The following is a 24,061-nucleotide window of genomic DNA, read 5'->3' as shown; positions in this document are numbered from 1 at the left end:
CGGCCGTCACGGCCGGGCCCGCCGCCGCGACGGCGTCGGTGCCGGTGTGTGCCGGGCTGGCCCAGCTGAAGATCCCGGCGTCGGTGATGAGCCTGCCGACCACCGGCGGCCGCGTCACGGCGGCGGCGATCACGACGAGCGTGGTCAGTGGCAAGACGATCCGGTACTGCCAGGTCGACGCCGACCTCTATCCCGTCGACCCGGCGGCGCCCGCCATCAAGATGCGCGTCGACCTGCCCGAGGGCTGGAACCGCAAGGCCCTGATGTTCGGTGGCGGCGGATTCAACGGCACGATTCCCGATCCGGCCTCGAACGTGCCGTTCGGCCCCACCGACCAGCCGGTGCCCTTGGCCCGCGGGTACGCGACGTTCGCGAGCGACTCCGGCCACCAGCAGAACCCGGCGTCCCCGCCGTCGCTGGACGGTTCGTTCGGGGTGAACGACGAGGCCTTGAAGAACTTCGCCGCCGGTGACGCGCTCAAGAAGACGCGCGACGCGAGCCTGTTCGTCATCCGGCGCGCCTACTCGGCGACGCCCGCCGAGATCTTCTTCGCCGGAGGTTCGACGGGCGGCCGCGAAGCGCTCAACGTCGCCCAGCGGTGGCCGACGGCGTTCGACGGCGTGATCTCCGCCTTCCCGGCCTGGAACAACCTCGCCGAGATCCTGGATCTGGGTTACCTGGCCCAGGTGCTGTCGCGCCCGGGCGCTTTCCTCGGCGTCGACAAGCAGGGACTTCTCCACACCAGCGTCGTCAGCGCCTGTGACGGTTCGGACGGCGTCAGGGACGGGGTCATCTCGAACCCGGCCGGCTGTCACTTCGATCCGCGCGCGCTACGCTGTCCCGGGGGTGTGGATGCCGGTCCGGCGTGCCTGTCGGATCCCCAGATCGGTGCGGTGCAAGCGATGTCTTCGCCGTTCCGGTGGCCCTACCGGATCGCCAGCGGCGAAACCGGCTATCCGGGCTTCCCGTTCCTCTCGGGGGCGGACATGCGGACGCCGTTCCTCGGGTTCGGGACGACCGCGCCCGCCAACCCGATGCCCGTGACGAGCGGGTACGGCCTGCAGTACTGGGACCAGTGGGTCAAGTACTTCCTGACCCGCGATCCCGGCCAGAACCCGCTCGACGTGGATCCCCGGCACCCGGGGAAGTGGCTCGCCCGGATCAGCGCCCTGTCCACCGTCGAGGATCGCAACAACGCCGACCTCGGCCCGTTCGCCCGCGCCGGCGGCAAGCTGATCCTGGTGCACGGCGCCGCGGACGAGCTGGTCTCCCCGTACTCGACGAGCGACTACTACCAGCGGGTGCGCGGTCGCCTGGGTCCCCAGGCAACGGAAGCCTTCATGCGGTACTACGTCGTGCCCGGGGCGAACCACGCCAACTTCGGTACCCCGGCGTTCGCTGCCGCGTGGGACTCGCTCTCGGCACTCGAGCGCTGGGTCGGCGGGGGACGTCCCCCGACGAGCCCGGTCGTGGCCGATGTGAACCACGGTCGTACCCGTCCGCTCTGCGAATACCCGTCTTGGCCCCGGTATCGAGCCGGTGATCCCGACAAGGCCGCAAGCTTCGTCTGCGTCCGCTGACGCGGGATCGCGGTCGCCGGGCACGGGCCCGCTCGGCTTACGAGCTCGTCTTCAGTTGCGGGTTCCGTTCAAGCTGCTCGCGACCAGCGACGCGCACCGACCCAGGGAGATGTGGCGCTCGCGCGCCATCTCGAACAACGTGGCACGAGCCCGGCTGGGGTGGACACCTTGTCCGACCAGAACGGTCAGTGCCCGGTCGATGTCCCCGACGCGGACGGCGATCTTCTTGCGGACCTGCACCATGACTCCCCGAAAAGGCAACAGCGAACACGAACACCTGCTGTTACCCGGCCGGGTCGGTCCTAAACCTGCCGGGGCCCGGCTGCTGCACCATCGCATCGTCCCGTCCGGACGTGCTCCGCTGGTGTCTGATGTGGATGGACCGGGAGCTGCTCGATCGATCAACGGGTCAGGTCCGTGGAGACCGCCCAGAGACGCTCAGCGGCGGCGGGGTCGAGGGCCCACTCCTTGACGCCGTGCGGGTGGTCGGCGAGGGCGGCGTCGTCGGGCACGGTGTACGCCTCCTGGGCGTCGTCGAGGTAGTGCCCGCCCGTGCGGGCGAACTGCGGCGCGACCGCGGCGACGACGGTGGTCGCGGCGCCCTGCCCGATCGTCTTGTAGGCGAAGACGCCGGCGGCTTCGGCCGCGGCGAGGGATTCCTTCTGCGCCGGGGTGAAGTGCCGCTGCAGCCCGGTCGCGATCCCGCCGGGGTTCACGGCGTTCGCGAAGATCCCGTCGGTGGCCCAGCGGCGGGTCGCTTCGACGGCGAACAGCGAGTTCGCGGTCTTCGACCGGGCGTACGCGAGCTGCGGGTCGTAGGCCCGGCGCGTGAAGTGCAGGTCGTCGAAATCGACGCCCGAGCGCATGTGCGCGGTCGAGCTGACCGAGACGATGCGTGCTTCGCCGCGGTCCGCGGCCCCGCGGGCGAGCGCGTCGTGCAGGCCGGTGGCCAGCGCGAAGTGGCCGAGGTGGTTGGTCGCGAACTGCAGTTCCCACCCCTCCGGTGTCCGCTCCAGGCCTCCGGTGACGACGCCGGCGTTGGCGACGAGCAGGTGCAACGGGCCGTCCCAGCCGCCGGCGAACCGCCGGACCGCTGCCTGATCGGCGAGATCGAGCGCGGAGACGCGTGTCGTACCGGTGATGGCGTCGGCGACGGCTCGGCCGGCGACCGTGTTCCGGACGGCGAGGGTCACCTCGGCGCCGGCGGCCGCGAGCGCGCGGGCCGTCTCGACGCCGATTCCCGAGGACGCCCCGGTCACGAGCGCGCGGACCCCGGCGAGGTCGATGCCTTCGAGCACCTCGTCCGCGGTGCTTGAGGCGGAGAAGGGGGTGGTGATGAGTTCACGTGTGGTCACGCCGCCACTATACGCACTAGACGATTCTTGTATAGTATGTTCACGAGTCGTAGGATCGGCGCATGGTCGCCCCCGAGACGTCGAACGTCGGCACCGCCGAGCGTCGTGACGCGGTGCTCGAATCGGCGCTGCTCACCTTCGCCCGCCACGGCTACCGCAAGACCTCCATGGAGGAGCTGGCACGCACGGCCCGGATCTCCCGGCCGGGCCTGTACTTCTTGTTCGAGTCGAAGGAAACGCTGTTCCGGGCGGCGGTCACCCGGGCACTCGAACAAGACCTCGGCGCGGCCGAGGCACTCCTCGTCGCCACCGACCGGCCGCTGCGCGAGCGCCTGGCCGGCGCGTTCGACCGCTGGGCCGGCCGCTACGTCGGATCGTGGGGCCGGGACGTCACGAGCGTCATCGAGCAGAACCCGGACCTGCTCGGCGAGATCGTCGAGACCGCCCCGGCCCGCTTCGCGGAACTCGTTACCGACGCGATCGCCGGGACGTCGGGGCGGGCGTCCGCGATCCCGGTCGCGCAGACGCTGATCAGCGTGTCGATCGGGCTGAAACACCAGGTCGAGACGCGGGAGGCGTACCTCGAACGCCTCACCGCCGCGGTCGCCCTTCTCGTGGAGTGACGCCCGGGGAGCACACCGTCGACGGCCGGCCGACGTCACCCGCGAGCGTCAGTCGTGCTCGAGTGTGCCGAGGAAGTGGGCGAACGCGGCATCGGCGCGTTCGTGGTCCGCGGTCGCGTCGAGATCCATGAGAAGACCGCGGATGACGGCGAGCACCAGGGTGGCCAGTTCCGGCCGCCCGATGCCGCGCAGGCCTTCTTCCAGCGGCCCGAGCCAGTCCGTCGTCGCCGCCCGGCGGAAGCCCGGCCGGTGCCGCTGCACCGCGCCGTCCCGCCACAGCCCGAACATCCGCAGGTAAGGCCGGCCTTCGGGGCCGGTCATGAAGGCCCAGGCCTCCGCGAGCGTGTCGGTGTAGGGCCGGTCAGGACGCACCCGCAGCAGGTCGCCGAACGTGGCGAGCTGGCGTTGCCGCGCACGCTCGAGGACGGCGCTCAGCAAGGCGTCCCGGGTGCCGAAGTGGTAGATCAGCATGCGAGCCGACGTGCCGGTGGCACGGACCAGCGGGTCGAGCCGGTCGGGCAGGCCGTGGTCGAGCGCGTGGTCGGTGCACGCGTCGAGCAGTCGCTGCCTGATCTCGGGCTCCGGTCGTCTTCCCACACGGCTACTTTTTCACGTAATAGCCAGTACGTCTAACGTCGGTGGTTCGCGTCGACGTGGAGGTAGTGATGAGGGTTGTGTTCGTGCACGGGGCGTGCGTTCGGGACGGATCGTGGTGGTGGCACCGCATGACCGGGCTCCTGGGGGAGCGGGGCGTGCCGAGCGTGACCCCGGGGCTGCCGAGTTGCGGGGAGACCGGTGTACCCGGCGGTCATGGCGGTCCGGGGTTGGCCGAGGACGTCGTCGCGGTGCGCCAGGTGCTGCGCGACAGCGACGAACCGACCGTGGTCGTCGCCCACAGCTACGGCGGGATCGTGACGGCCGAGGCGGCCGCGGGCGTGCCTTCGGTGCGCCACCTGCTGCTGATCTCCAGCTACCTGCCCGAGCCCGGGCAGAGCCTCTCGGACTTCGGCGACGGCGCCCCCGCACCGTTCCTCGACGTCGACCCCGGCGCAGGCACGTTCGGGGTGCGCCCCGAACTGCTGGTGCCCACGTTCCTGCAGGACTGCGACGCCGACGTCCGGGCCGAAGCGGTGGACCACCTCACCCGGCAGAGCGTTCAGGTCACCGGCCGACCGGTCGGGGCGGCCGCCTGGCGAGACGTGCCGACGACGTATCTCGTGTGCGCCCAGGACGCGGGCACGCCGGCCCGGCTGCAACGTGAATTCGCCCGCAAAGCCGGCCGCGTCGTCGAACTCGACGCGGGTCATCACCCGTTCCTGTCCCAGCCCGCCGCGGTCGGCGACCTGCTGCTGAGCCTGCCGTGAGCGGAGCGGAGGACCTGCTGCTCAAGGCGTACGCGGCGTACAACAGGCAAGACGCCGACGGCCTGCTCGAGCTCGTGAGCGACGACGTCGACTGGCCGGACGGCGCGAACAGGTTGCACGGCAAGGCCGAGCTCAAGGCGTACTGGTTGGACCAGTGGACGCGCACGCGCACCCACGACCAGCCGCTGGCGTTCACGGCCATGCCGGACGGCCGGGTCGCCGTCCGGATCGGCCAGGTCGTCCGGTCGCTCGACGGCCGCGTGCTCTCCCGGGGATCGTTCGGTCACGTCCACGACATCGTGGACTCCCGGATCGCCCGGTTGGACATCGAGAAGGGCGAGGTGAGGGGCGCTGTCCGCGCGGCGTCTTCCGTCAGCGCGCGCCGGCGGCGGGAGGACCGCTGTACCGCGCCCCGCCGAAGGCGAGGATCAGGTAACCGATGATGGAGAACAGGAACAGGCCGAAGAACCCGAAGACCCCGCTCTTGCCGAACGCCTTCGCGACGTCGATCGAGACGATGATCGCGACGATGATGTTGACCAGCGGGATCAGCAGCAGGAGCAGCCACCACCCGGAGCGACCGGCGATCTTCAGCAGGATGTAGGCGTTGTAGATCGGGATGATCGCCGCCCAGCCGGGCCTTCCGGCCTTGGTGAACACCTTCCACAGCGCGATGATCGTGAGCACGGCGAAGATCAGGCCGGAACCGAACCCGAGGCCGAGGCCGAAGACGGACGTCGAATTTTGGTCGTTCATGGAGCGGGAGTGTCCTTTCGGGACCGGCGGTCGTGAGAGGTGACCTTAGCGCCGGCCGACCTGGCTCGCCGCAGGTGGTCGCGGACCTGAATCCGAGCGGCCGGCAGCCACGCCCCCGCACATCACCTTCACCGGCCGCGCCCGCGCGGCGCTCTACCGGTCCGTGTCCGGCCGCGGGCATCGGAGGTCCGGGACCCCGGCGATCGGACGGACCTCGATCGTGCCGTCGGCGGCACTCCACGGAAGTGCGGGACCGGCTGTAACCCGAAGGCGGCGGCGAGCGACTCAGCTCCTGAGCGAGGAGCTGCCCATGCCACAGCGTGAAATCGTCGTCACACCGAGCCGGTTCGGGTGGCTGCTGCTCGCCCTCGTCTTCGCCGGTACGGCCGTCGTGCAGATCTACCTGTTCTTCTCGACCGCGGCCAGCTGGCCGGCCTGGGCGGCGACGGTCCTGGGGGTGCTGGCCCTGAGCTGCTTCGCGAACTCGGGAGCCCGGGTGGAGCATGTCGGCTCTCGCCCCGATATCAAGAACGTGACGAGCGGGGAGTCCGCTGGATGAGGGGTTGGTCCGACCCGTCGGCCTTGGGCCTGTTCGTGATCGCGGTCGCGCTGCTTCTCGCCGCCGGCACCAGCGGCGCCCTCAGGCTTCCGCCGCTCAACGTGCACGGCCCGTTGACGCGATCCGGGATCAAGGTCACTGCCGCGCTCGGCGTCCTGTGCCTGGTCGTGTCCGCAGGTGTTGCCCTGGCGGGAGCGGGTGACTCGGCACCGCAGCCGACCGCCGCACCTTCGTCGCCCACGACGTCCGGCCGGACTCCCGCGACTCCGACCGGAGGTTCGCCGCCCTCCACGGGAAATACCGACTCACCGCCATCTTCTGAGCTCAAGAAGCTGGCCGCGGATCGGGTCAGCCTGGGAACGTCGGATGGGTTCGACTTCGACACGGGCGCGAAGGCCTTTGCGGCCGAGGGTGCTGACATCATCGTCGACAACGCAAGCATATCGCCGCTTTTCGATACGGCGATCGCCCTTTCGGATCGAACGGACACTCAGCCTGAAGGATGTCCTGCGGAGTCGCACATCAGTCGAGTGTCCCGTGCCGGCACGTCTTCCGGGGTGGCGGTCTGTGTATCGACGACCGGCGGGAACCTCGCTGTGTTCCGACTTCTCGGCGCCGGCTCGTCGGGTGACGTCGTGGTGGACTACGTCCTGTGGGGCTCGCGGTGACGGATAAGCATCAATTGTTCGTGTAGACGGCGTCCTTGCCGTACAACGGCTTCGTGAAACTGGAGATGTACGTGTGCGCATCGGCGGCGCCGAGGTTGTAGGTCAGGAAAACGCCGTAGCCTTCGCTCACGGTTCGCTGGGCGAGACTGGCGGCGGTGCTGGTGGACGTCGCCGCGATCTGCACCGCCGCGGGGGAGAGCCCGGATTTGGGGAGGGCGATGTTCGGTACTCCCCAAGTGCCGTAGTAGGGGTTCCAGGCGTAGTTGAACTTCGACGAGATGTCGACCCCGCCGTAGGACAACCGCGACGCCGACGGGCCGATGTTGTACAGCGAGATCAGCTTGGTGGGCATCGCCGCGCGCAAGGCCGAGACGAGGTGGACGAAGGAGCTGGCGTTGGGCTGGCCCGTGCCGTTGTTGCCGTACTCGGTGTACTCGTCGTCGAAGTCGATGCCGTCGAGCCCGTACTTGGTCACGGCGTCGGACAGCTGCTTGGCGAAAGCCGCGGCCGCCTGCTGGGACGGGAAGTTCGCGAACCCGGCACCCTGGTGGTTGCCCAGGATCGACAGCATCACCTTGATGCCCTTGGCCTGCAGCGGGCGGACCTGGGTGCTCACGTTGTCGAGCACGTTCTGCACGTTGGGGTTGAAGTACAGGTACGCCGACTTCGTCGTGGTGTTGTAGTTGATGTTGGCGGCGAAGATGACGCCGATGTCGAACACGTTGCCGCCGCCCTGGGCCAGCGCGTACTTGCCCACGTTCAGCATGCTGTTGTTGTTCACCTCGACGTAGGCCACGCTGATCGGCCCGGTCTTGCGCGGCGCGGCGGACGTACTCGCCGCACTCGTGCCCGTCATCATGCCCGCCACGAGGGTGGCGCCTGCCAGCAACGCGGTGATCCGACCAAGTTTGCCCACGGTAGCTCAACTCCTGCCGAGTGGTTTGAACCATTGTCCATGTAGGTGCTTTTCCGGCCGGTTGTCAAGAGTGGTGATCGGGTAACGGGCGAGGTACCTCGATCGGCCTACGCGGTTCGTCGGGACCTCGCTGTCCCGGCGGGGAAAGTGCCGACGGCGCGGCCTTCCCGCCTCCGTCAGCGCGACCGGCGGCCGATCCGGGGCTGGTGCACGGGGTCCGCAAGAGCTTCGGCGGCGTAGTCGGTGGAGGTGGCCAGTGCGCGCCACTGGCCGAGTTCGCCGGCGACGGTGGCCAGCTTGTCTTCCACGAGCCGGACGCAGTCGCTGCCCAGCTGCAGCCGCAGTGGTGGTTGCGGGGCCGTGACCAGGTGGCGGATGGCGGTGACCGCGCGGGCCGGGTCGCCGGGCTGGTGACCGCTGTTCGCCTCGATCGCGGACAGCACGGCGCCGACGCTGCCGGTGTAAGCGGGACTGGCGACCGCGACCCGGCGGCGGCTGGCCGGGGCGAGGAAGTCCGTGCGGAACGAGCCCGGTTCGACCACGGTGACGTGGATCCCGAGCGGTCCGACCTCCGCGCGCAGCGCCTCGCTGAGACCTTCGACGGCGAACTTGGACGCGCTGTAGAGACCGCGACCCGCGCCGGAGGCGAACCCCGCGCTGGAGCTGATGTTCACGACGTGGCCCGCGCCCTGGGCCCGCAACACCGGCAGCGCGGCGCGGGTGACGTTGAGCAGGCCGAAGACGTTGGTGTCGAAGAGCGCGCGCACGTCGGCGTCCGGCACCTCCTCGACGGCTCCGAAGAGCCCGTAGCCGGCGTTGTTGACGAGCACGTCGATGCGGCCGAACCGCTCGACGGCCGCGGCGACGGCGGCTTCGGCCTGGGCCGGCTCGGTGACATCGAGCCGGACATCGAGCCGGACATCGAGCCGGACGTCCAGCCGCAACCCGGCCGGGTCGCTCGGGTGAGGGTTTCGCGCGGCCGCGACGACCTGGTCGCCCGCGGCGAGGGCGGCGTCGGTGAGCGCCCGGCCGAAGCCGCGGGACGCGCCGGTGATGAACCAGACAGACATGGTTGCTCCGTGATCGTGCGACGGCGGGCCATTACCGGCCGGACGGGTCGTCCGCGGGGGAGAGGGCGTAGCCGGCCAGCAGGGTGAGGGCATGGTCGGCCGGGCTGCCCGGCTCGGCCTGGTAGACGACGAGGTGCTGTCCCGGCGCGCTGGTGACGGCCAGGTTTTCGAACCGCAGGGTCAGGTCTCCGGCGAGTTCGTGGTGGAAGTGCTTGACCGTCGCGGTCTTGGCCCGGACCTCGTGCTTGCCCCACAGACGGGCGAAATCGGGGCTGCCGACCGACAGGGTGCCCACCAGCGCGGCGAGGCGGGCGTCGTCGGGGTCCGGGTTGGCCGCGCGGAGGGCGGCGACGCAGTCTTCGGCGATCGTCGCCCAGTCGCGGTAGAAGACGCGCGCGCCGGGCTCGAGGAAGATCCCGCGCAGCAGGTTCCGCTCGCCGCGCAGCCAGGAGAACAGGGCTTCGCCGAGCGGGTTGACGGCCAGGAGGTCGAAGTACCTGCCGTAGACCAGGGCCGGGGTGTGCGGCCAGGCGTCCAGCAGGGTCACGAGTCCCGGGGCCGCGTGTTCGGGCCGGGCTTTGCGCGGCTTCGCCGGGGCGGCGAGGCCACGGAGGTAGGTGGCGGCCTCGTCGTCCAGCAGCAGGGCATCGGCGAGAGCGGTCACCACCTGCGGCGACGGGTGGGTGTCGCGGCCCTGTTCCAGCCGGGTGTAGTAGTCCGTGCTGACCCCGGCGAGCAGGGCGACCTCTTCCCGGCGCAGCCCGGGTGTGCGCCGGTCGCCGTCCGGGATGCCGTGCCGGTCGGGCCGGGTCAGGGCGCGCCGGGCCCGGAGGAACTCGCCCAGCCGGGGTGCCGCGTGCTTCTGCTGCGTCACGGTCGCCACCTCCTGTCCGCCGTGGATCTTCGACCCCGTCGACGCTAGCCGCGGATCGCCGGAGCCGGGTAGCTCTGCCGGGTCCCCCCGACGTCACACCGGACGTGACCCGTCGAACCGGTGCGGGTGTTCGCCACGGACAGGCTTTGAGGCCGGCTCGGTCGACGCTCGCCCGGTGGCCGCGGTCAGCGCCAGGGCATGTGCTGGAGGCACCAGGTGTTGCCGTCCGGGTCGGCGAAGTAGGCGTAGAACACGCCGCCCATGTCCTCGACGGCGCCGACTTCGACACCACGCTCGACGAGCTGGGCGCGCGCCTGCTCGATGTCGGCGACCACCAGGTGCAGCCCGCGCACCGTGCCCGGCGGCATGGTGAGGGCGGGCACGCCCTCGGTGAGGGAGATCGAGCAGGCCGAGCCGGGCGGGGTGAGCTGGACGATGCGTACGCCGTCCATCGGGCGGACGTCCACGTCGAGGGCGAAGCCGAGGGCGTCCCGGTAGAAGACGATGGCGCGGTCGACGTCCGTGACCGGCACGGGGACGAGTTCGAGCAGGTACGCGCCGGGGAGCACGGGCGGATTGCCGGGGTCGGCGGCGATCGCGGCAGGATCGGCGGGGATCTCGGTGACGGGGTCAGTCATGAGTGTCTCGTTTCTCGTGGTCCAGCAGGGAAGCGAGGCGGTCGTACGCCTCGCCGGCACCGCGCCGCATCGGGCTGCGCACGACCTGGTCGCGGATTTCCGGTGACGGGTACTGCGCGGTGACGGTCATGGTGGTGTGGCCGCCGGTCTCGGTCAGGACGGTCGTGACCAGCGCGGCGCCTTCGGGCCAGCCGCGGTGGATCTCGGTCTGCACGAGACGCACGGGTGGCTCGATTTCGCGGAACACGCCGTACATCTCCATTTCCGCGCCGCCGGGGCCGTGGGAGACGAACCGCCAGGCGCCCCCGGGCCGCAGGTCGACGTCGCAGCCGGTCAGGTGCCAGCCGTGGGCGCCGTGCCAGCGGCGTAGCAGCTCGGGCCGGGTGAGGGCGGCGTAGACGAGCTCGGCGGGAGCAGCGAAGTTCCGGGTGAGCACGAGCCCGGTGGTGCCCGCCTCGGTGACCTGAAGGCCCGGGAGCGTCACGGCTGCAGGTCTTTCAACAGATCGTCGAGTTGCCGGTAGCTGGCTTCCCAGTAGTCGCGGTACCCGGCCAGCCACGCTGTGGCCGCCTTGAGCGGTTCGGCCACCAGGTGGCACGGCCGCCGCTGGGCGTCCCGGCCGCGGCGCACCAGCCCGGCCCGCTCGAGCACCCGGAGGTGTTTCGACACGGCGGGCTGGCTCATCGCGAACGGGACGGCGAGCTCGGTGACGGTGGCGTCGCCGGTCGCGAGCCGGGCGAGGATGGCCCGCCGGGTGGGGTCCGCGAGTGCCGCGAACGTCGCGTCCAGGGTGCTGCTCGTGCCCATATATAACCTTTCGGTTCTGTAACCGTCTGGTTTATATAGGCAGTTCAGGGCCGTGTCAAGGTGCGGGCTGTGATGCGGGCGCCCCGGGGCACGGCTGGGCCGGCCACCGCGATGCCGGTCCTCGACGTGCTCGCGGCGCCGCCTCCCGGAGGAGACGGCGCCGCGATCAGGCTCGTAGGTCAGGCCAGGGTGAGGCCGTAGGACGAAAGCTCACGGGTCAGCGGGTAGAAGTAGCTGACGGTCGTGTTCCCGCCGGACAGGGTGCCGAGGCCCTTGGAACCGTCGTAGGCCGGGCCGCCGGAGTCACCGTGGTCGGTGTGGGCGGTCGTGCCGAACTCGTGGTTGAGCACGCCGACGTCGAAGTTGACCGACTGGTCGACCGAGGTCACCTGGCCGGTGCCGCCGCCGGTGGTCGAGCCCTGCTTGGAGATGCGCTCGCCGACCTGCGGCGCGGCCGCGCTGGTGATGGCCTGACCGGTGTTGATGCGGCCGGGGCCGGAGCCGTTGGGGCGGGTCAGCAGACCGGAGTCCGCGCCGGGGCAGTCGCTGCGGACCACCCGTGCGCCGCTGACGTCGCCGCCGGACCAGGTGCCGCCGAGGTTGGTGCAGTGCCCGGCGGTGAGCAGGTACGGGGTGCTGCCGCTCTTGACGTTGAACCCGAGCGAGCAGCGGGCGCTGCTGTTCTGGATGGCGTCCCCGTCGGCGATGTACAGCTCGAGCTTGCCGGTCTTGTACTCGACGCGGGCGCTGTCGCCGTACTGCTTGGCGGCGGTGGCGACCTTGTCCGCGGTCGCCTTGGTGGCGGCCGAGAAGATGGTCACGACGACCTGGTTGGTGGAAGTGTCGATGCCCCAAGAGGTTTGCGGGACGTCGCGGACGTTGTCGAGCGCGTTCTTGACGCCGGTCAGCGCGGTGAAGCTGTGCGTGACCTTCTTGGCCGTGAGGCCGGCCGCTTCGACTTTCTGCGCGCCGGCGTCGTCGAGGACGTTGACGATCGCCTTGCCGTTGTCGAGGTAGTAACCGCCCGACGCGGCACCGAGGGCACCCGTCACCTGGTCGGCCCGGGTCATGGCGTTGCTCTGCGCGAGGGTGAACGCGGCTTCGGCCGACAGGGGCGCGGCGTGGGCCGCTGGGACGCAGAGCGCGCAGGCCAGGGCGGCTGAGGCGAATGCGGTGAAGCCGGCGAGTTTCCGGGACGTCATCAAAATCCTCCGGGTCGTCTTTGGGGGGAAGACTGGCGTGAGGGGTGCTTGCCACGGTGGAACACTGCGTGACGATCCCGCTTCCGCGGGTGACGCACCACCGACGAAGGTTTGTTTTCAACTGAATACCTACTTGGAAAACGGACAAAGAAGATATTCGTGAAGTAAATCCCTCGCGATGGGTGTCCCGCGCTCAGTTTCGCCGTGCGTGTCCCGGCTCTGAGTTCTGATCTGCCCGAGCGGCGAGTGCCGCGGATCGGCCACGGCGTGGGACGGCCTCCCGCGAAGGGACTCGCCTGGGACTCCGTCCGGGGAATTCGAGAGCAACCCGAAGTGCTGCGCATCAACGAAGTCCGCTCGTGGACCTGGTGGCTCGACGGACGGGGACGCACTACCCGCAGCGTGGCGGGGCGCACCGGTCCCCGCACGAGAGCGACAGCGACTTTTCCTGCCTGCCAAGGCCGTCCGGCCGGCCGGACTCAGATTTTCAGGTCGAAGTTCGTGACGTACCAGGCTTCCTCGAGTTTCTGCAGGCTGAAGGTGATGTTCGTCTGGCCCGGTTGCACGCCGGTGGAGTGGGACAGGACGATGTCGTCGAGGGTCTTCCCGTCGACCGATATCTTGTCGGCGGCGATCTTCGCCGAGTCGCCCGTGGCAGCCGGGCCCGCGACCTCGACCTTGGGCGGGTTCGCCGCGTTGTCCGGGGTGAAGGCGGTGCGCAATCCGTCGAGCACCTTGTGCACCGACTTCATTGTTTCGTCTTGGCCGGCGCAGGTTTTGGGGGAGAAGACCTTCGGTGGGGTCTGTTCGGCATCGGCCATGACGGAGCACGCCTGTGCGAAATTGCCGGAGACGACCGCGCCGATCCATTGAGCCAGCGCCAGTTCCGCAGTCGGCGCGCCGGACGTCGCATCCGCGGCGGCTGCGTTCGCGCTGCTGACCGATGCGGAAGTGGTGGTCGTGGGAATGGGCTGCGGCCTACCGGCATTCGATGATTTCGCGGCGCAGGACACGGTCAGAGCGGCGGCCATTACTGTGACAGCGATCGCCTGTATAGTCACATTTCTGGGGGTTTTCGTCACCATGCCGGAGATCATGCTGAGGATCCGGGACAATGTCCACACCGGTCGGCAACGCCGGTGGTTCTTCGCCGGTGGGGCGGTCGAGTAGCGGGCGGGACACCGAGGGGATTCCCCTTCAGCTGACCCTGACGACGTACCTGCCCCGGCTGCGCCCGTGCGCCGCGCTCGCCGCGATGTAGCCCGGCGACCGCGGCCGAAGCCGAGGTCGGCGGCTCGCGTCAAGGCCGAGACCTCGGCAGCCGATCATCAGGTCCGGCGTCTTTACCAACCACGACCCGGCGTATATGTTCTGGCCCGCAACATATTGCGCACCGGCTGGGCCGTCGCGCACCCGGTCCCGAGGAGGTGCCGTTTCGATGAAGAAACGCGGCGTGTTCACGAAGAGGACCGGCTTCGGCGCGGCGGTCGGGTGCCTCCTCCTGGCCGCGACGGCGGTGCCGGCCACCGCCGCACCCGCGCCGGCCGGTGGTGACGGCTGGGTGCTGAGCACGACCGACACGTCGAAGAACTACTCCCCGACGTTCGTCGGCAACGGCTACCTCGGCGCGCGTGTGCCCGCGGCGGGCCACGGGTACAGCAGCAAACCCATCGTCACCCAGTCCCAGCTAGCCGGCTTCTACGGCGCTCCCTCGGCCGGGCAGGAGGAACGCGCCGGGCTGCCGACCTGGACCACGCTCGGGTTCGGCCGCGGCAGCGACGTCTACGGGCTCGGCCCGTGGTCCTGCGGGTTCGGGCAGCTGTGCCCGGCGGCGTACGGGAAGGTCTCCGGAGGCGCGTTCGTCGAGAGCTCCCACCCCGGCTCCGTCGCCGGCGCCTACCTGGCCGGGCTGAACACCGACAACACCCCGACGGTCGGCGGCACCGGCCTCATCCCGATCCGGGACGCGCCGGCCGGCCCGGCGACGCTGGCCGTGCGGTACGGCAACGGCAGCGGCAGCCCGCAGACCGTCCACATCGGCGTGAACGGCACACTGCGGCAGCTGTCCGTACCCAGCCTGGCGAACTGGGACGACTGGGCGGTGGTGACCGTCCCGGTGACCCTGAACGCGGGTGCGAACACGCTCGAAGTCACTGTCGCCGCGGGAGACACAGCGCGGGTGAACGTCGACTACCTCGCGCTCTACCCGGACGGCACGCCGCCGCCGACGCAGATCGCCCCCGCGACGGTCGGCACCACCACGCACTACCGGCAGGCGATCGACCTGCGCACCGGGGTGCTGACCACGTCGTTCGACTGGACCTCGCCCGCGGGCGACACGACCAGCTTCGACTACGAGGTCAACGCCAACCGCGCGGAGGGGCACCTCGGCACCGTGAGCGTGCGGGCCGTCCCGCACTGGAGCGGAACGGCCACCGCCGTCGACGAGTTCGACGGCCGGGGCCTGGACCACGCCTCGACGACGGACCCGCGGGTGGACGGCAGGACCGCGACGCTGTCGCAGACCGTCGTGAGCGATGGGAACCTGGTCACCGCCGGGCTGAGTTCCGTGCTGCGCGTCGACGAGAAGACGGTGCCCACCAAGGCGATCACCGGCGGCGGCGCCGGCCAGCGCGCGGACTTCGCGGTCCGCGCCGGAGTACCGGTGCGGATCACCAAGTACGTGGGCGTGGCCTCCAGTGTGGACACCGACCGGCCGCTCGCGACCGCGACCCCGGGCCAGGCCGCCGCGAAGACGGCGGCCCGCGCCGCCGGAGACGGCTACGGTCGCGCGCTGGCACGCAACAGCGAAGCCTGGTCGCGGTTGTGGCGGTCGAGCATCTCGATCCCCGGTGACCCCACCATGACCGCGCAGGTCCACGCGTCGATGTTCTACCTGCTCGCGAGCGTGCGCGCCGGGGTCGTCTGGAGCGCCAGCCCGGGCGGGTTGTCCTCGGACGGCTACAGCGGTCACGTGTTCTGGGACATGGAAACGTGGATGTACCCGGCCCTGCTCGCCCAGTACCCCGACATCACCGCCGACGCGAACACCTACCGGCAGCAACGTCTGCCGGCGGCCCGGGCCGCCGCCGCGGCACTGTCCACTCCGGACCACCCGATCAAGGGCGCGAAGTTCCCGTGGCAGAGCGCGCTGACCGGCAAGGAGACGACCCCGGACTGGTCACCGGACGGCAAGCAGGAAATCCACATCGACTCCGACATCGCCTTGGCGCAGTGGCAGTACTACCAAGCGACCGGCGACCGGACGTGGCTGCGGGACAAGGCGTGGCCGGTGCTGCAGGGCATCGCCGACTACTGGGCCACGCGCGCCGTGCCCGGTCCGGCCAGCGGGTACGTCATCAACGACGTCAAGGGCGCGGACGAGTACCACGACAACGTCGACAACAGCGCCAGCACGAACGCCGGCGCGCAGGCCTCCCTGCGCATCGCGACCCGCGCCGCGGGCCTGCTCGGCCGCCCCGCCGATCCGGCCTGGGGCAAGGTCGCCGACGGCCTGAAGGTCCCGGTGGACACCGCGGCGAACATCCATCCGGAGTTCGACGGGTACGCCGGGCAGACCGTCAAGCAGGCCGACGTCACGCTGCTGCAGTACCCGTGGGCTGTGCCGATGTCGCCCGGCCTCGCCCAGAACGACCTGGACTACTACAAGGCGCGCACGGACCCGGACGGCCCGTCCATGACGGACGCGATCGCCACCATCGCCGGCGCCGCGCTCGGGTCGCCCGGCTGCCAGGTCTACACCTCGCTGCGCGACAGCGCGGACCCGTACCTGGCCGCCCCGTTCGACCAGTGGTACGAGACCCGCACCGGCTGGGCGTTCGACTTCACCACCGGCCAGGGCGGTTACCTGCAGGAGTTCCTCTACGGGTTCACCGGGCTGCGCTGGGGAACCGACGCGGTCACCGTCGATCCGTTCCTGCCGCCGCAGCTGCCGGGGGTGGACATCACCGGGGTCAAGTGGCACGGGCGCACGTTCGATCTGTCGGTCGGGCAGGGGACCACAACACTGACCCTGCGCTCCGGCCCGCCGCTCCCGGTCCGCGTGGGCGGTGCCGGCGTGCGCCAGGTCCGGCCCGGCACGGCCCTGCAGGTGCCCACTCGGCACCCGGCGGGCAACACGGCGGACTGCGGCTCCTGACGAACCGCCCTCGGCCGGGTCCTCTCCGGAGCTCGGTCGGGGGCGGGTGACCGTCGCCGTTCACTTGATCCGAATCCGTTGCGAAATTGCCGGAGAATCCGCTCGCGAGGAGGGCGGATACAAAATCGTCGTGCGGCGGGAAAATCAGCGTGTGGGACGTGTTCGTGGCGGGTGGACCGCGCACAGCGCCGACGCCGGGAATGATCGATTCGGCTGCCCGGGCCGGCTGTGGCGCCGCCGGACAGCCGGGCGGGTACGACTTGCGGACGGTCAAGAAACCTCCTCGAAGGCGCTCGGCCGTCGGGTCGATCGAGGATGGTGTCGCCCGTCGAGTTCCCCTGGCCGCCGCATCGTGACACTGTTTCCGCATGACTGCCCCAGGTGATTCGGTTATCGCCGCACCGCACATCGCGATTCACAGTGCACGCGCGAGCACAACGGGCCCTGAGACGCAGACTCGTGCGCCGGCACCGGCTGGTCGGGTCGGTGCCGTCGTCGGCGAGACCGGCGTTGCCGAGGGGAGGGGCCGGGCGCTGGTGGCAGTGGCGGACGCGCGGCGCAGAAAGAGCTCTGCCGCCACCCGTGTCCGGGCTGGGCTGGTGAGCTCGGCGCTCGCGCACTGCGGCTCCGCCGAGCACCACGATCAGCAGGCCCGCAGTGGTGGCGCCGCCGCGGACGGGCATCGGCGCCAAGCCGAGACCCACCGCGCGGACGCGGCTGCCGACCTCCGGTCCGCCGCCGAGGTCGACATCCCGGCTCGGTAGCGGACACAACAGCTTGCTCGGCAAGGGTTATCCGGCTCGTCCCGTCGTCGAGCGGTTCGTCGCCGGTGTGGGGTACGACCTCAGCCGAGCCGATCACCGGCGCGGGGATCGGTATCCGGCGCCGAACGCCCGGCCGGGGTGGTGGCAGAGCAGCTCAGGACCCGCACGGCCGGCTGAGCGGGCACACAGCGGAGGGGAAGAGAGCGCATGAACACGGTCGCCGAACCGCAGGACGAATCCGTCCCGCCGGGTGCCGCGACACCCGCTCCCGCCGCCGAGGTCTTCACCCTGCCGGCCCCGGCGGAGCTGGCGGACGCCGAAACCGCGGAACGGACCTTCGCGCCGGCGTTGACCGTGCCGCCCGGCACGGCCGTTGTGCTCGACCTTTCCGCGGTGACCTTCCTGACCGTGGAAGCGGTGGTCCCGCTGCTGGAACTCGTCGAGCGGTGCGCCGCCGACGGCAGAGTGCTGCGGATCGTGGCCTCGCCGACCGTCCGGCGGAAGCTGCTGTTCCTGGGCCTGGACGCCGTCGTTCCCTCGCAGCCTCCAGACTGACGCCACGCGCTGGAAGAGTGACCGTTGCGCGGTATCACCGGCAATTCCTGGCCGCTACGGTCGGTGGGTGAAGTCACCAGGCAGGTCGTGTCGTGTCGGTACCCGTGCTCCGCCGGCAGCGCGCCGAAGAAGGTCGTGACGGGTCATTGTGCCCGTCGGGATCACGATCGAGCTGACCCATCGGCTCGCGAGCACTCTGGTCACGGTGACCGGGGAGCTCGACCTTTCCGGATACGCCTTCCTCCGCGACGGGCTGCTGAAGGTCGCCGCCGACACCCCGCCGTGCCTGATCGCCGACATCAACGGCCTTGTGCTGAGCGAATATTCGCCGGCGACGGTGTTCCCGTTGGTCGCGCGTCGCATCGGGGACTGGCCGGGCATCCCGTTCCTGCTGGTCACCCACCAGGATGTCCAGGTGCGGGCGCTGCACGAGCACGGTGTCGACCGGTTCGTGCCGGTGCACCCGGACGTGGAGGCCGCGGAGCGGCAGCCCGTGCCGATCCGGCAGTTCGCGCAGCGGGTCCTGTCCCGCTCCGAGGACGCGCCCGCTGTCGCGCGGGCGTTCGTCCGGGAGCGAGCGGAGCAGTGGGGCTGCCCACGCTGGTCTACGACGGGACGCTGGTCGCGACGGAGCTGGTCACCAACGTCATCCAGCACACGAGGTTCTGCCCCGAGATCCACCTCGAACTGCGCGGGGACATGCTGACGGTCGCCGTCTCCGATGACAGCCCGCGGCCGGCGGTGCTGCAGGATCGGTCCGGGTTGAGGGCACCGGGGCTCGGTTTGCGGATCGTGGCGGACGCGGCGCGGGTGTGGGGGAGCAGTCCACGCTGGTCCGGGGGCAAGATCGTCTGGGCGGTGCTCGCCCTCGGCAAGCACCACGACTCGTGAACCTCTCGGCTGTCCCTCGTTCGGGAAACCCGGCCCGGAGTCACCGCTGCCGCTCCGGCGTCACGGTATGATCCCGGGGACAGCGCCGGAGTGCCCAGTCCCCGCCCTCGCGACGATCGACCGCCAATGACGGCCGCATCTGTCCACAGGCCGCGCGCACGTCTTCACAGCGGTGAGGACCAGAGCGGTCGGCAGGGTCAGGAGCCCGATCGTGAAACGCATGATTCCCGATCTTCGCCGTCTTCGCCGGCCCCCAGCGGAACCCGGCTTCCCGGCACCACGCGGCCGCGGCGAAGGGCCGGCAGAGCCCGGTGCCGTTCGCGCGGTCATCGACGTGTCCGGAGGGCGCCAGCACACGACGCGCCGGCACTCGCCGCTGACCGTGTCGACAGAACATTGTGGACGGACCCTGGTGCTCGTCGTGGCCGGCGATGTGGATCTGCACACCGCCCCGGCCGTGCGCCTGGCGCTCGAACTCGCGTTGCGCCGGAGCCCGTCGCGGCTGGTGGTCGACCTGTCCCTGGTCCAGTTCCTCAACTCCGTGGGACTGGAAGTCCTGCTGGCCGCGCACCACCGGGCCGCACCGCGCACCGACCTGCGGGTCGTGGCCGCCACCCGCGCGGTCTGGCGACCCCTGCAGATCACCCGGCTGCACGAACAACTGACCATCCACGCCTCGCGGGCCGACGCCATCGCCGCACCCGCGCGACGCTGAGACGACCACCTACGTCCGCAATCCGGATCTCCCCGACGACCGGTGGTCCGCAGGTGAGCCGTCCCGGTCCGCGAGCACCCACCAGCAGAAGGCGAGACCGTCGATGTTCACCATGACCGAATCGGCCACCGAAGCGATCAACCAGCTCACCGCCGCCCAGAACGTCCACGCCGACGGCGGCCTGCGCTTGACCCTCGGCGGTCGCCCCGAGGAGGGTGCCGAGCTGACGGTCGAGGTCGCCGCGCACCCGATGGCCGGCGATCGGGTCATCGGGTGCGCGAGCACCCAGGTGTTCCTCGGTCGCGAGACCCGGGTCCACCTCGCCGACAAGGTCCTCGACGTCCGCAAGGACATCGACGGGCACTACACGTTCCTGATCACGACCCCGAACTGACGCACGCCCACCGTTCGCCCGCGCAACCGCGCCACTCCGCGATGGGTGTCCGCGTCGCCGCGTCGAGTTGTCGTAGCCGTTGTGCGGCGTGCCGCCTGAACGCGGGTGGGTCAGCGGTCGTGGTCGGCGTGGCGCCACCAGGCCGCTGTCGCCGCCACACCGGCGATGCCGACCAGTGCGACAAGGGCGAAGCCGAGCGCGCCGGGAGGGTCGCCGTCCGGACCGGCGAGGTGGGTGTACAACGCGGGCACGGACCACGGGAAGTACCGCCCGTAGCCGAGCAGGGTGACCACTTGCGCCGAGAAGACCGCGGCGATCATCGCGGCGACGCCGGCGAGGTAACCCCGGCCGGCGCTGGCGGCCAGCGCGAACGGGGTCACCAGCACGACCGTCAGCACGGTGGTGAGCAGCAGGTCGGCCAGCCCGTGAAGAGCGACCCCGGCGGACCAGCCGGGCAGGCCGATCACAGCACCGACGAGCAGGCCGACGACGAAGAGGTAGCAGGCCAGCAGCAGGGACCACACCGTGGCGACGGCGAACTTCGCGCCGACGATCGTGGTGCGTGCGGTCGGCAGGGCCAGCAGGTCCTTCACCGTGTCCTGGCCGAATTCCCGGCCGAAGAGCCACACGACGACGAGGCCGAACAGCACCGCGCCGCCCACCGCGACGGTCTGGGCGAGCAGCGCGAAGTACGCCGGCCAGTCGGCGGTGCCGCCGGTCAGCGAGGCCTTGGTGCCGAGCAGACCGAGTGATCGGGCGCGCCGCGGGTCCTGGAGGATGAACATGATCAGCCCGCCGAACGTGCCGGCGACGGTGAACGCGGCCGCGGTGACCCAGGGCAGCCGGGACCGGCGTGCTTTCAGGAGTTCGACGTGGACGGCGGCGGTGGCGTTCACGAGGCGCTCACCAGCCGCAGGAAGCAGGTCTCCAGGTCGTCCTGCTCCACGGCGAGCCGCGAGGGCGGGCAGCCCGCGGTGACCAGGACCGTCGCGATCCGCTCGGGATGACCGAGCGCGAGGTCGTCCTCGAGTTCGAGACCGCCGTTGCCGGTGCGCGAGACCGGGTGCCCCGCGGCGCGCAACGCCGTCGCGGCGGCCGCCTGGTCGTGGACGAGGACAGCCAGCCGCGGGCGGGCCTGGGCGACGAGGTCCGCCGTGGCGCCGGTCCAGACGAGCCGGCCGCGGTCGAGCACGCCGATGCGGGTGGCCAGGCGGGCGACCTCGGTCAGGACGTGGCTGGACAGCAGCACGGCCACCCCGTCGCGGGCTAGTTCGCCGAGCAGCGCGCGGATCTCGGCGACGCCCGCGGGGTCGAGGCCGTTGGCCGGTTCGTCGAGCACGAGCAGAGCTGGCCGGTGGATCAGGGCCTTGGCCAGGCCGAGCCGCTGGGCGTTGCCGAGGGACAACGTCCGCGCGCGGTGGTCGGCGTACGCGCCGAGGTCGAGCCGGCCGATCACCTCGGCCACCGGTCCGTCGCCGCTGAGACCCCGCAGCCGGGCGGCCACGCGGAGGTTCTCGGTGACGGTCAGCTCCGGGTACGCGGCGGGAGTCTCGACGAGGTAGCCGACGCGCGACCAGACCGCGTGCGCGCCCGGCCGGACGCGCGTGCCCAGCAACGACACCCGGCCGCCGGTGGGGCGGACCATGCCGAGCAGCATCCGGATCGTGCTGGTCTTGCCCGCGCCGTTGAGGCCGAGCAGTGCGTGGATCTCGCCGGGAGCGACGGTGAAGGAGAGCTGGTCCACCGCCAGGACCTCGCCGTAGCGCTTGGTCAGCCCGGTGGCGTCGATGGCCTGCGTGTCCGTCATGGAAGCCTCGTCTCGCGCGCGTCAAAACCGCGCCGACCAGACTTCCCGGCTCTCCGGGTCGGATCCTACGCCTGCTGCCGCCGGAAGGGTCTTTCCCGGCCGGCGCGCCGCTGCTAGCGGCTCGCGCGGCGACCCGTGCGCATCCGGGGCAGATCGGGCACCGGTGCGGGAGCCGGCTCGGTCCAGTCCTCCGATGACCCGGCCATGGAGTGGGGCGGCTCGAGGAACAAGCTCCCGTAGCGATCGTTCTGCGCTGTGGGACGGAGCTCGGGCCGGGCCTGCGGGACGACAGGGTGGCTGAACAGCGAACTGTCCGTTGTGTGAGTGTTGATCGTGGATCCTTTCGGGAAAACTGGGGTAGGTCGTCGGCTGCGGTCTCCCGGCCAAGTCGACAAGGAGACAACGTGCCGACGTCGTCCTGGGGCGCCTCAGCCGCCGGCCTCCAGCGCGGGAGCCGCGGTGGTGGCCGACAGGGCTACCAGCGGCGTCGGGCGGTGACCGGATTCTGATCAGCGTCAGCGCGAAGAACCGCCTGTCAGGCGATGCCGTTCGCGGGTTCACGGTCCAGAGCCTGGGGCTCGAACGGTGAGGCTGCCCGGTCAGTGTACCTCTGCGCGGTTCGGCCCGCGAACGCGAACGCCCATAAGCCCGATTCGGGCCTGCTGCCCCGCTCGTCGAGACGGGATTGGAACAAGCCGGTCCGGGAGTTGCTGGACTGTTCGCATCAGACGATGCGCCGGGCTCCGACAGCTGCGTGGGTGAAGCTTCCGGCGGTACCACGGGGAGGGCGAGGCGTCGTTGTTGTGCGCCGACGAGGGTCAGAGTGTCGGCCGGTACGGCGTGGAACCCTTCCAGCCGCACGAAGTGGTCTTCCACCGGCGATCTCCCAGCCGTCGCTGCAGCGGATTCTGCGGCCTGGGACGGCGAAGCAAGCGTGCTGGTGGCCGCCCGAAGTCCCGACGTTGATGCGTCCTTCGTCCGCGGCTCCGGCGAACTGCGCGGCGCAGATCCGGACGCACACCGGCGATGCCGTCCGGCGGCGGCGGGATCGGCTGCACGGTCAGGTGCGGTTCGCGGTGCCCGGCCGGCCACGATCGGTCGGCTGGAAAGAACGGTTCCACAGTGGACTCCCGAGGGTGCGCGGTTCAGGGCTTGTCCCGCAACGCCTTGGCCCTTGCCTGTCGACGAGGGCGTGGCCGTGCTCGTCGTCGATGGGTGCGTGTGGTGCAAGGCGGTGGTGAACTCGTGCAGCGCGTTCTCGTCGCGGCGAGGTGGACGTGTCCGCTGTGGGCGTGAACCAGCGCGAGGACGGTCGGCTCGCCGCTGTCCTGGGCGAGGGCGGTGGCGTCGAGGGCGTTCCCGAGGCGGCCGAGGTCGGCCGGGGCGGCGGCTTCGCGGGCTCGGACATCGGGGCACCCGGACCTCGGGTCTCGCGGGTGAGGTGTGGCCGGTGTGCTGGGCGTGGGCGAGGTCATCGTGGTGGCAGGTGGGCCGCGCGAAGAGCTACAGCAGCAGCCCCGGCGCCTGCCCGGCGACGTCGACCAACGACAGCACCCGTCTGCCGGTCGTGATCGTTACCTTGCCCGACGAACGCGCGCGGCCCAGCCGATTCACGCCCCGGGAGTGCCTCGACGGCCGGCGACGGTCCTCAGGCGCCGGTGATTTCGCGGGCGATGCCTTCCAGCAGCCACCGGAGGCCCTGGTCGAAGGACTCTTCGTGGCCGGGCAGGTCCGCCGGGTGGTCGCGGAGCAGCCGGGCCAGCCGCTCGTGGCCCGCCGACGCCGCCGCCTCGCGCAGGTACGTTCCCGTCGGCGAATCGTGGGCGAACGCCTGCAACGGCGCCGTCGGGGTCTCCCGCAACACGTACCCGATCGTGTACTGGTCCACCGCGTTGATGATCTGCACCGCCTTGGCCGCGGGGACGTCCAGGCCGTCGAGGGCCCGGAGCGACTGCTCGATGTGCAGCAGCGCCTTCGGGCCGATCATGCTGCGCCGGCCGACCAGCTCCGAGACCCACGGGTGCTGCTTCATCATCGCGCGCTCGCGCCGGGCCACCTTCGTGATCGACTCCCGCCAGTCGGCGGTGAACTCGGCGTCGTCGAGCAGGACCTCCTCGGCCAGCGCGTCGGTCATCAGGTCGAGCAGGTCGTCCTTGCTGTCGACGTGGGTGTAGAGCGCCATCGCGCCGACACCCAGCCGCGACGCCACCCGCCGCATCGACACCGCGTCCAGGCCGTCGGCGTTCGCGATCTCGAGCGCCGCGGCGACGATCTCCTCCCGGGTCAGCGTCGGTCGGCGCCGGGGCGTCGAGCGGGCCCAGATGGGGGTATCGGCGGTCTTGGGCACGTTCATCCCCGCAGTCT

Annotated in this window: 28 protein-coding genes; 13 read left to right on the top strand and 15 right to left on the bottom strand. The window is 70.8% G+C overall.

Going from position 1 to position 24,061, the window contains the following annotated elements; all coding sequences use genetic code 11:
* Positions 1-86 precede the first annotated feature (86 nt).
* Positions 87-1,580: a tannase/feruloyl esterase family alpha/beta hydrolase gene (locus OHS18_RS08800; protein WP_442875411.1), complete on the top strand. Its 1,494-nt coding sequence runs from the start codon at positions 87-89 to the stop codon at positions 1,578-1,580.
* 51 nt (positions 1,581-1,631) lie between these two features.
* On the opposite strand, the gene OHS18_RS08795 is transcribed toward OHS18_RS08800, so the two are convergent.
* Both OHS18_RS08795 and OHS18_RS08790 read right to left on the bottom strand, forming a co-directional pair.
* Complete coding sequence (locus tag OHS18_RS08795; protein ID WP_328616587.1) at positions 1,632-1,823, bottom strand: hypothetical protein; 192 nt, start codon at positions 1,821-1,823, stop codon at positions 1,632-1,634.
* Between the two features lie 158 nt (positions 1,824-1,981).
* A complete protein-coding gene (locus tag OHS18_RS08790; RefSeq protein WP_328616586.1) occupies positions 1,982-2,935 on the bottom strand; it encodes an SDR family NAD(P)-dependent oxidoreductase in 954 nt (317 codons plus the stop codon).
* A gap of 62 nt (positions 2,936-2,997) precedes the next feature.
* Between OHS18_RS08790 and OHS18_RS08785 the strand changes: the two genes are divergently transcribed.
* Positions 2,998-3,558, top strand: coding sequence for a TetR/AcrR family transcriptional regulator (locus OHS18_RS08785; protein ID WP_328616585.1), 561 nt, complete (start codon positions 2,998-3,000; stop codon positions 3,556-3,558).
* Between the two features lie 48 nt (positions 3,559-3,606).
* Here the strand turns inward: OHS18_RS08785 and OHS18_RS08780 are convergent, their stop codons facing one another.
* Positions 3,607-4,155 carry a TetR/AcrR family transcriptional regulator gene (locus OHS18_RS08780; protein ID WP_328616584.1) on the bottom strand — a complete coding sequence of 183 codons (549 nt, stop codon included), beginning with the start codon at positions 4,153-4,155 and terminating at the stop codon, positions 3,607-3,609.
* 68 nt (positions 4,156-4,223) lie between these two features.
* On the opposite strand from OHS18_RS08780, the gene OHS18_RS08775 reads away from it, so the two are divergent.
* Positions 4,224-4,922 carry an alpha/beta fold hydrolase gene (locus OHS18_RS08775; protein ID WP_328454157.1) on the top strand — a complete coding sequence of 233 codons (699 nt, stop codon included), beginning with the start codon at positions 4,224-4,226 and terminating at the stop codon, positions 4,920-4,922.
* On the top strand, positions 4,919-5,365 hold the full coding sequence (locus OHS18_RS08770) for a nuclear transport factor 2 family protein (protein WP_328616583.1): 447 nt from the start codon (positions 4,919-4,921) through the stop codon (positions 5,363-5,365). Before OHS18_RS08775 ends, OHS18_RS08770 begins: the two co-directional genes overlap by 4 nt.
* On the opposite strand, the gene OHS18_RS08765 is transcribed toward OHS18_RS08770, so the two are convergent.
* Positions 5,295-5,678, bottom strand: coding sequence for a DUF5684 domain-containing protein (locus OHS18_RS08765; RefSeq protein ID WP_328616582.1), 384 nt, complete (start codon positions 5,676-5,678; stop codon positions 5,295-5,297). The genes OHS18_RS08770 and OHS18_RS08765 overlap by 71 nt on opposite strands.
* A gap of 310 nt (positions 5,679-5,988) precedes the next feature.
* Here OHS18_RS08765 and OHS18_RS08760 point away from each other — a divergent pair, with 310 nt between their 5' ends.
* The gene (locus tag OHS18_RS08760) at positions 5,989-6,237 is read left to right on the top strand and encodes a hypothetical protein (RefSeq protein WP_328616581.1); all 249 of its coding nucleotides are present in this window, start codon (positions 5,989-5,991) and stop codon (positions 6,235-6,237) included.
* A gap of 23 nt (positions 6,238-6,260) precedes the next feature.
* Complete coding sequence (locus OHS18_RS08755) at positions 6,261-6,905, top strand: hypothetical protein (protein WP_328616580.1); 645 nt, start codon at positions 6,261-6,263, stop codon at positions 6,903-6,905.
* A 10-nt stretch (positions 6,906-6,915) separates the two neighbouring features.
* Here OHS18_RS08755 and OHS18_RS08750 read toward each other — a convergent pair whose 3' ends face one another.
* The 8 genes from OHS18_RS08750 to OHS18_RS08715 form a co-directional block, all read right to left on the bottom strand.
* Positions 6,916-7,821 carry an endo-beta-N-acetylglucosaminidase H gene (locus OHS18_RS08750; RefSeq protein ID WP_328616579.1) on the bottom strand — a complete coding sequence of 302 codons (906 nt, stop codon included), beginning with the start codon at positions 7,819-7,821 and terminating at the stop codon, positions 6,916-6,918.
* Positions 7,822-7,997: 176 nt separating this feature from the next.
* Positions 7,998-8,891, bottom strand: coding sequence for an oxidoreductase (locus tag OHS18_RS08745; RefSeq protein WP_328616578.1), 894 nt, complete (start codon positions 8,889-8,891; stop codon positions 7,998-8,000).
* Positions 8,892-8,922: 31 nt separating this feature from the next.
* Entirely contained in the window at positions 8,923-9,765 is an 843-nt protein-coding gene (locus tag OHS18_RS08740) for a helix-turn-helix transcriptional regulator (protein ID WP_328616577.1), read from the bottom strand.
* A 185-nt stretch (positions 9,766-9,950) separates the two neighbouring features.
* Positions 9,951-10,403 carry a VOC family protein gene (locus OHS18_RS08735; protein WP_328616576.1) on the bottom strand — a complete coding sequence of 151 codons (453 nt, stop codon included), beginning with the start codon at positions 10,401-10,403 and terminating at the stop codon, positions 9,951-9,953.
* A complete protein-coding gene (locus OHS18_RS08730) occupies positions 10,396-10,887 on the bottom strand; it encodes an SRPBCC family protein (protein ID WP_328616575.1) in 492 nt (163 codons plus the stop codon). The genes OHS18_RS08735 and OHS18_RS08730 overlap by 8 nt, the downstream gene beginning before the upstream one ends.
* Complete coding sequence (locus OHS18_RS08725; protein WP_328454177.1) at positions 10,884-11,210, bottom strand: ArsR/SmtB family transcription factor; 327 nt, start codon at positions 11,208-11,210, stop codon at positions 10,884-10,886. The genes OHS18_RS08730 and OHS18_RS08725 overlap by 4 nt, the downstream gene beginning before the upstream one ends.
* A gap of 179 nt (positions 11,211-11,389) precedes the next feature.
* Positions 11,390-12,412: a S1 family peptidase gene (locus OHS18_RS08720; RefSeq protein ID WP_328616574.1), complete on the bottom strand. Its 1,023-nt coding sequence runs from the start codon at positions 12,410-12,412 to the stop codon at positions 11,390-11,392.
* 479 nt (positions 12,413-12,891) lie between these two features.
* Positions 12,892-13,497 carry a hypothetical protein gene (locus OHS18_RS08715; protein WP_328616573.1) on the bottom strand — a complete coding sequence of 202 codons (606 nt, stop codon included), beginning with the start codon at positions 13,495-13,497 and terminating at the stop codon, positions 12,892-12,894.
* A 29-nt stretch (positions 13,498-13,526) separates the two neighbouring features.
* Here OHS18_RS08715 and OHS18_RS08710 point away from each other — a divergent pair, with 29 nt between their 5' ends.
* From OHS18_RS08710 to OHS18_RS08680, 7 genes are all read left to right on the top strand, one after another.
* On the top strand, positions 13,527-13,673 hold the full coding sequence (locus OHS18_RS08710) for a hypothetical protein (protein WP_328616572.1): 147 nt from the start codon (positions 13,527-13,529) through the stop codon (positions 13,671-13,673).
* A 177-nt stretch (positions 13,674-13,850) separates the two neighbouring features.
* On the top strand, positions 13,851-16,571 hold the full coding sequence (locus OHS18_RS08705; protein ID WP_328616571.1) for a glycosyl hydrolase family 65 protein: 2,721 nt from the start codon (positions 13,851-13,853) through the stop codon (positions 16,569-16,571).
* 599 nt (positions 16,572-17,170) lie between these two features.
* Positions 17,171-17,335, top strand: coding sequence for a hypothetical protein (locus tag OHS18_RS08700; RefSeq protein WP_328454185.1), 165 nt, complete (start codon positions 17,171-17,173; stop codon positions 17,333-17,335).
* Positions 17,336-17,542: 207 nt separating this feature from the next.
* The gene (locus tag OHS18_RS08695; RefSeq protein WP_328454187.1) at positions 17,543-17,890 is read left to right on the top strand and encodes an STAS domain-containing protein; all 348 of its coding nucleotides are present in this window, start codon (positions 17,543-17,545) and stop codon (positions 17,888-17,890) included.
* 585 nt (positions 17,891-18,475) lie between these two features.
* A complete protein-coding gene (locus tag OHS18_RS08690) occupies positions 18,476-18,781 on the top strand; it encodes an ATP-binding protein (protein WP_328616570.1) in 306 nt (101 codons plus the stop codon).
* 220 nt (positions 18,782-19,001) lie between these two features.
* On the top strand, positions 19,002-19,496 hold the full coding sequence (locus OHS18_RS08685) for an STAS domain-containing protein (protein WP_328458911.1): 495 nt from the start codon (positions 19,002-19,004) through the stop codon (positions 19,494-19,496).
* Between the two features lie 112 nt (positions 19,497-19,608).
* Positions 19,609-19,890, top strand: coding sequence for an iron-sulfur cluster biosynthesis protein (locus tag OHS18_RS08680; protein ID WP_328616569.1), 282 nt, complete (start codon positions 19,609-19,611; stop codon positions 19,888-19,890).
* A gap of 110 nt (positions 19,891-20,000) precedes the next feature.
* Here OHS18_RS08680 and OHS18_RS08675 read toward each other — a convergent pair whose 3' ends face one another.
* From OHS18_RS08675 to OHS18_RS08665, 3 genes are all read right to left on the bottom strand, one after another.
* A complete protein-coding gene (locus OHS18_RS08675; RefSeq protein WP_328616568.1) occupies positions 20,001-20,786 on the bottom strand; it encodes an ABC transporter permease in 786 nt (261 codons plus the stop codon).
* A complete protein-coding gene (locus OHS18_RS08670; RefSeq protein ID WP_328616567.1) occupies positions 20,783-21,697 on the bottom strand; it encodes an ABC transporter ATP-binding protein in 915 nt (304 codons plus the stop codon). The genes OHS18_RS08675 and OHS18_RS08670 overlap by 4 nt, the downstream gene beginning before the upstream one ends.
* Before the next feature lie 1,648 nt (positions 21,698-23,345).
* A complete protein-coding gene (locus tag OHS18_RS08665; RefSeq protein ID WP_328616566.1) occupies positions 23,346-24,050 on the bottom strand; it encodes a TetR/AcrR family transcriptional regulator in 705 nt (234 codons plus the stop codon).
* Positions 24,051-24,061 lie beyond the last annotated feature (11 nt).

This window comes from Amycolatopsis sp. NBC_00355, assembly GCF_036104975.1.
GTDB lineage: Bacteria > Actinomycetota > Actinomycetes > Mycobacteriales > Pseudonocardiaceae > Amycolatopsis.
Note: the sequence above shows the minus strand (reverse complement) of the source record. Positions and strands in the feature narration are given on the sequence as shown.

Excerpts from the sequence above, each read along its gene's own strand:
- OHS18_RS08800 (WP_442875411.1), top strand. The coding sequence starts at position 87 with ATGAGCCTGCCGACCACCGGCGGCCGCGTCACGGCGGCGGCGATCACG.
- OHS18_RS08795 (WP_328616587.1), bottom strand. The coding sequence starts at position 1,823 with ATGGTGCAGGTCCGCAAGAAGATCGCCGTCCGCGTCGGGGACATCGAC.
- OHS18_RS08785 (WP_328616585.1), top strand. The coding sequence starts at position 2,998 with ATGGTCGCCCCCGAGACGTCGAACGTCGGCACCGCCGAGCGTCGTGAC.
- OHS18_RS08775 (WP_328454157.1), top strand. The coding sequence starts at position 4,224 with ATGAGGGTTGTGTTCGTGCACGGGGCGTGCGTTCGGGACGGATCGTGG.
- OHS18_RS08765 (WP_328616582.1), bottom strand. The coding sequence starts at position 5,678 with ATGAACGACCAAAATTCGACGTCCGTCTTCGGCCTCGGCCTCGGGTTC.
- OHS18_RS08760 (WP_328616581.1), top strand. The coding sequence starts at position 5,989 with ATGCCACAGCGTGAAATCGTCGTCACACCGAGCCGGTTCGGGTGGCTG.
- OHS18_RS08745 (WP_328616578.1), bottom strand. The coding sequence starts at position 8,891 with ATGTCTGTCTGGTTCATCACCGGCGCGTCCCGCGGCTTCGGCCGGGCG.
- OHS18_RS08735 (WP_328616576.1), bottom strand. The coding sequence starts at position 10,403 with ATGACTGACCCCGTCACCGAGATCCCCGCCGATCCTGCCGCGATCGCC.
- OHS18_RS08725 (WP_328454177.1), bottom strand. The coding sequence starts at position 11,210 with ATGGGCACGAGCAGCACCCTGGACGCGACGTTCGCGGCACTCGCGGAC.
- OHS18_RS08720 (WP_328616574.1), bottom strand. The coding sequence starts at position 12,412 with ATGACGTCCCGGAAACTCGCCGGCTTCACCGCATTCGCCTCAGCCGCC.
- OHS18_RS08715 (WP_328616573.1), bottom strand. The coding sequence starts at position 13,497 with ATGGTGACGAAAACCCCCAGAAATGTGACTATACAGGCGATCGCTGTC.
- OHS18_RS08710 (WP_328616572.1), top strand. The coding sequence starts at position 13,527 with ATGTCCACACCGGTCGGCAACGCCGGTGGTTCTTCGCCGGTGGGGCGG.
- OHS18_RS08705 (WP_328616571.1), top strand. The coding sequence starts at position 13,851 with ATGAAGAAACGCGGCGTGTTCACGAAGAGGACCGGCTTCGGCGCGGCG.
- OHS18_RS08695 (WP_328454187.1), top strand. The coding sequence starts at position 17,543 with ATGAACACGGTCGCCGAACCGCAGGACGAATCCGTCCCGCCGGGTGCC.
- OHS18_RS08685 (WP_328458911.1), top strand. The coding sequence starts at position 19,002 with ATGATTCCCGATCTTCGCCGTCTTCGCCGGCCCCCAGCGGAACCCGGC.
- OHS18_RS08680 (WP_328616569.1), top strand. The coding sequence starts at position 19,609 with ATGACCGAATCGGCCACCGAAGCGATCAACCAGCTCACCGCCGCCCAG.
- OHS18_RS08670 (WP_328616567.1), bottom strand. The coding sequence starts at position 21,697 with ATGACGGACACGCAGGCCATCGACGCCACCGGGCTGACCAAGCGCTAC.
- OHS18_RS08665 (WP_328616566.1), bottom strand. The coding sequence starts at position 24,050 with ATGAACGTGCCCAAGACCGCCGATACCCCCATCTGGGCCCGCTCGACG.